The 4,209-nt window shown below is 59.2% G+C and carries 5 protein-coding genes and 1 pseudogene; 5 read left to right on the top strand and 1 reads right to left on the bottom strand.

Annotated elements, in window-relative coordinates:
• Window positions 1–393: hypothetical protein (locus BUB54_RS21685; protein ID WP_244890804.1), on the bottom strand; the 393-nt coding region annotated here is incomplete at its 3' end.
• On the opposite strand from BUB54_RS21685, the pseudogene BUB54_RS21690 reads away from it, so the two are divergent.
• The 5 genes and pseudogenes from BUB54_RS21690 to BUB54_RS19500 form a co-directional block, all read left to right on the top strand.
• Window positions 331–516 (top strand): annotated as a pseudogene (locus tag BUB54_RS21690) (multicopper oxidase domain-containing protein); the annotation flags it as partial. The gene BUB54_RS21685 and the pseudogene BUB54_RS21690 overlap by 63 nt on opposite strands.
• Window positions 517–546: 30 nt before the next feature.
• Complete coding sequence (locus BUB54_RS19485; RefSeq protein ID WP_244890803.1) at window positions 547–1,677, top strand: multicopper oxidase family protein; 1,131 nt, start codon at window positions 547–549, stop codon at window positions 1,675–1,677.
• 12 nt (window positions 1,678–1,689) lie between these two features.
• Window positions 1,690–2,889: a protein-disulfide reductase DsbD family protein gene (locus tag BUB54_RS19490; protein WP_048879153.1), complete on the top strand. Its 1,200-nt coding sequence runs from the start codon at window positions 1,690–1,692 to the stop codon at window positions 2,887–2,889.
• A complete protein-coding gene (locus BUB54_RS19495) occupies window positions 2,886–3,455 on the top strand; it encodes a protein-disulfide reductase DsbD domain-containing protein (protein WP_048879154.1) in 570 nt (189 codons plus the stop codon). The genes BUB54_RS19490 and BUB54_RS19495 overlap by 4 nt, the downstream gene beginning before the upstream one ends.
• Before the next feature lie 30 nt (window positions 3,456–3,485).
• Window positions 3,486–4,209: class I SAM-dependent methyltransferase (locus tag BUB54_RS19500; RefSeq protein ID WP_073212036.1), on the top strand; the 724-nt coding region annotated here is incomplete at its 3' end.

A 4,209-nucleotide genomic window follows, 5' to 3' on the forward strand; every position in this document is an offset into this window, starting at 1 on the left:
GCGACGATCCCGACCGAGGCCGTGATTAAGGCCATTGAGGATGAAGGTTACAAAATTCATTGACTGCCCCGAACGCGGGATCGGCTGACCCTTTCGCAGCGTTAACTGCTGAATAAGAAAAAGGATAAGAAGATGACGATGGTTTCCCGCCGCGGCCTTATTGCCGGTGGCCTGACGCTGGGTGCGATGAGCGCGGTTGACGCCCACGCTGCCACGACCACTCGCACAGGACATCGGCTGATCGCCGGAACGCGCAGCCTTGAGGTAAACGGTCGCGCTGCGAAAGTCTTCCGCCTGGCCGACGAGGCTGGACGTCCTGGCCTTGTCCTGGTGCCGGGCGAGCGGTTCCAGGTCGAACTCGCTAATCAGACCGCCGATCACACGATCATCCATTGGCACGGCCAGATCCCGCCTTGGACCCAGGATGGGTTCCCCTGGCCACAGACTCCCCCCCTCGCCCCGGCTACTACACGCACCTATGACTACGTGCCGATCCCAGGGACCTACTGGATGCATTCACATCAGGGCCTGCAGGAGCAAAGTCTGATGACAGCACCGTTGATCGTCCGTGACGCGGCAGAACTGCGCGAGGACCGTCAGGAGATCGTGCTCATGCTGCATGATTTCAGTTTCACGGGGTCGGACGAGTTACTGGCCGGCCTGACTGGACAAACACCTTCCGCGATCCACGCCATGGCGCGCACGAGTGAGAATGCCGCTGCCCCCTCATTAGCACAGATGCCAAGTGAAAATACCAAAGGCATGATGCAAGGCATGCAGGGTATGGGTAATATGATGTCCGGCCATATGGGCGCCATGTCGAAGGACAACGGCATGGGGTCCATGGGCAGCATGACCATGGACCTGAACGATATTGATTATGATGCTTTTCTGGCGAATGATCGTACCCTCCGCGATCCCGAGATTGTTCAGATCGAACGTTCCGGACGGGTCCGACTTAGAATCATCAACGGGGCGTCTTCCAGCCAGTTCTGGATTGATTTAGGCGCGTTGGCCGGTCATGTAGTGGCTGTCGACGGTCATCCGGTGCATCCGGTGGCTGGGCGACGCTTTCCTCTGGCGATCGCACAGAGGCTCGACATCCTGGTTGATCTGCCAAGTACCGGCGCATTCCCTATCCTCGCCCGGCTTGAGGGCACACGGCGGCGCACCGGGATTGTGCTGGCGACGCCTGGGGCGCCGGTTGCCCGCATCGAGGAAACCGGGCTCGACAAGATGCAACCGATCGACAATTCTCTGGAAACGCGGTTAACCGCACGTGCTCCGCTTTCACCTCGAAAGCCCGACCTTGTGCACCGGATAGTCCTTTCGGGCGACATGAAACCCTATTCCTGGTCACTGAACGGGGAAAACTGGCCACACATCACGCCGCTGATGCTCCAGAAGGGCCAGCGTGTGGAAATCGAGATGGTCAATCATTCGATGATGGCGCACCCGATGCATCTGCACGGTCATGCATTCCAGGTCATCGCGGTGAACGGTCGACCGATCCAAGGCGCCATGCGAGACACTGTGCTGGTTACGCCGATGATGGGCAGCGTGCGGATTGCGTTTGAGGCCAACAACCCTGGGCGTTGGCCGCTCCACTGCCACAATCTCTACCACATGACGACGGGCATGATGACCGAGGTTCGCTACGACAGCATCAAGGTCTAGGACCGGGTTGATATGCCGGCATCGGCCTTAGGTCTTCCAAGTGAACTCGCGCTGGCCTTTCTGGCCGGTGTGTTGCTTAACCTGACGCCCTGCGTCCTGCCGGTCATTCCGCTGAAGATACGCACCATCATCCATCATGCCGGCGCTTCGCCCCGGCAGCGGGTGGAAGCTGCGGTTGCCTTTCTCGCGGGAACCTTGCTGTTTTTTCTCGCGATTGGCGGCGCCGGGGCGCTGCTACACTGGACCTGGGGTGTCTTGTTTCAATCTCCAGCCATCATCGCTTTTCTTATCGCGATGATGGCTGGCTTCGCGGCGATGATATTCTTCGATATCGACATGCCGGTTCCGGCCTTTGCCTACCGCATGGGCGGTGGGCGGCATATGGAACCGCTGATATCCGGTGTGCTAGCAGCGATACTGTCGACGCCCTGCACCGGTCCGTTCCTCGGTGGCGTTCTGGCCTTCGCCCTTACCCAGGCGCCTGCGGTACTGGTAGCGGTTTTTCTGACTATCGGTCTTGGGCTCGCGCTTCCCTATGTCGTAATTCTGCTGCATCCATCTTTGCTCGACAGACTGCCCAAAGCCGGCGAATGGTCGCGTCGGCTGCGACAGGCTCTTGCCTTTCTGCTCTTGGCTAGTGCCGTTTTCTTTGCCGGGAGCCTCCTGTCCACACATGTGACCTTGTGGCTCTGGCGCGCCTGGGCCGTTGGCTTGGCTGTCTGGGCGGGGGTGGCGATCGTGCAGCGCGGCACATTGACTGTCCGGATTGTGGCGATCAGTGCCGCCGCGCTCGGGCTGTCAACCGCTTTTGCCGGTGGTCTGCTCATGCTCCCACACGGCGGACCGCTGCACTGGCGGCCGTTCACCGAAGCGCAACTCGTGGCTGCACGTCGCGCGCATCGCCCCGTACTCGTGGAGTTCACCGCCGCTTGGTGTATCAACTGCAAAATTCTCGAAAAGACCGTTTATGTTGCGCCGGCCGTTGTGCGTGCAGCGCAACGTGAGAATCTCGTGGCTCTTCGAGTCGATTTGACCCGGCCCAACCCCGCCATGGAGCGGCTGTTGGTCAAAGATGGAGGTGCTGGCCTGCCGTTCGCCGAAGTCCGGGACCCAGAAGGTCACATGACCGAGATATTCCGGGGATTGTTTAGCCCAGCCGCGCTGGTTGCAGCAATCGATCGTAGTGCGAGCCATTTGGATATGACTGGATGACAAGAAAATACTGGTATGTCGCCTCAACGATTATCGCGGTGTTCGCAATCCTTGCCGGCGGTCGATATGTCTCGCATGCGCCGTCCACACATGGGCCAATAGCTACGCCCGACGGCACAAATGGCAAGAAAGGCGAGTTCCATATGCCGACTAGTGTCGATAAGGTTAATGTGACCGTCCATCTAGCCCTGCCGCGAGAGTCGCCGGCATCTCCAGCGGTGCTTGTGGTTCGCCTTGACATCCGGAAGGGTTGGCACGTGAACGCCAATCCGGCCTCCCTGCCCTTCCTGATCCCGACGGTCGAAAAAGCGACGATCGCGGGCAGCCCGGTAGCGCTCGACATCGCTTACCCGCGAGGACGGAACAGCCACATCGTCCTGCAAGGCACTGCAATCCGCGTCTACAATAACGGCACTGTCCTGAAAGCGTCGCTTTCAGGACAAGTGCTGGATCGTTTCAAGGCAACCGGAAGCCTCATCCTGAGGGTCGCGGTGCAGTCGTGCAGTGACAAAGGCATCTGCCTGCCCCCGGCCACACTGATATCTAGTCTGCCCTATCATTCTTAGTTCTTTCTTTGACAAACTAGGGAGTATGCTGTGAAATATTCGCTTCTAGCTTTGACGATCCTTTTGCCGCTGGCTGCCGGTCTCACACAACCGGCAGCGGCAGCAACGCCGGCCGCAGTGCATGACGCGCTCGTGAAGGCGATCCAAGGTCCGCAGCGGACGCCTGCTTTCGTCAAACGCGACCGCTATCGTCATCCGCTGAAAACTCTCGAATTTTTCGGCATTCGTCCCGACATGAGAGTAGTCGAGGTCCTGCCGGGCGCGGGATGGTACACTGAGATTCTCGCCCCCTTCCTGCGCGACCGCGGGACGCTGATCGAGGCGACTCCGGTAACGAGCAGCCCCAATCCGTTCATGCGCAAGGAGGCGATCGCATACCAGCGGAAACTGGCATCCGATCCAGCGGTTTATGGCCGCATCAGGCGCGAACCCTTCGAGCCACCGGCCTATATGGCGCTCGGCGCGCCGGATTCGGCCGACATGATCCTGACCTTCCTGAACATGCATGATTTTATGTATGCGAACGTGCATGGTGGCGTGACCGATGTGATCATCGATCGCTTTTTCCGCAACGCTTTTCAGACCTTGAAGCCGGGCGGGATTCTTGGTGTTGTTGCACATCGTGCTTTGGATTCGATGTCGGTTACGCAAAGCTTCAAACTTGGCCGTCTGCCACAAGCGTTTGTTGTCGAACAAGCGGAGCGGGCTGGCTTCCGCCTTGCCGGCACATCAAATATCAGCGCGAATTCGAAAG

It is taken from the genome of Acidocella aminolytica 101 = DSM 11237, assembly GCF_900129125.1.
Lineage (GTDB): Bacteria > Pseudomonadota > Alphaproteobacteria > Acetobacterales > Acetobacteraceae > Acidocella > Acidocella aminolytica.

Excerpts from the sequence above, each read along its gene's own strand:
- BUB54_RS19485 (WP_244890803.1), top strand. The coding sequence starts at position 547 with ATGACAGCACCGTTGATCGTCCGTGACGCGGCAGAACTGCGCGAGGAC.
- BUB54_RS19495 (WP_048879154.1), top strand. The coding sequence starts at position 2,886 with ATGACAAGAAAATACTGGTATGTCGCCTCAACGATTATCGCGGTGTTC.
- BUB54_RS19490 (WP_048879153.1), top strand. The coding sequence starts at position 1,690 with ATGCCGGCATCGGCCTTAGGTCTTCCAAGTGAACTCGCGCTGGCCTTT.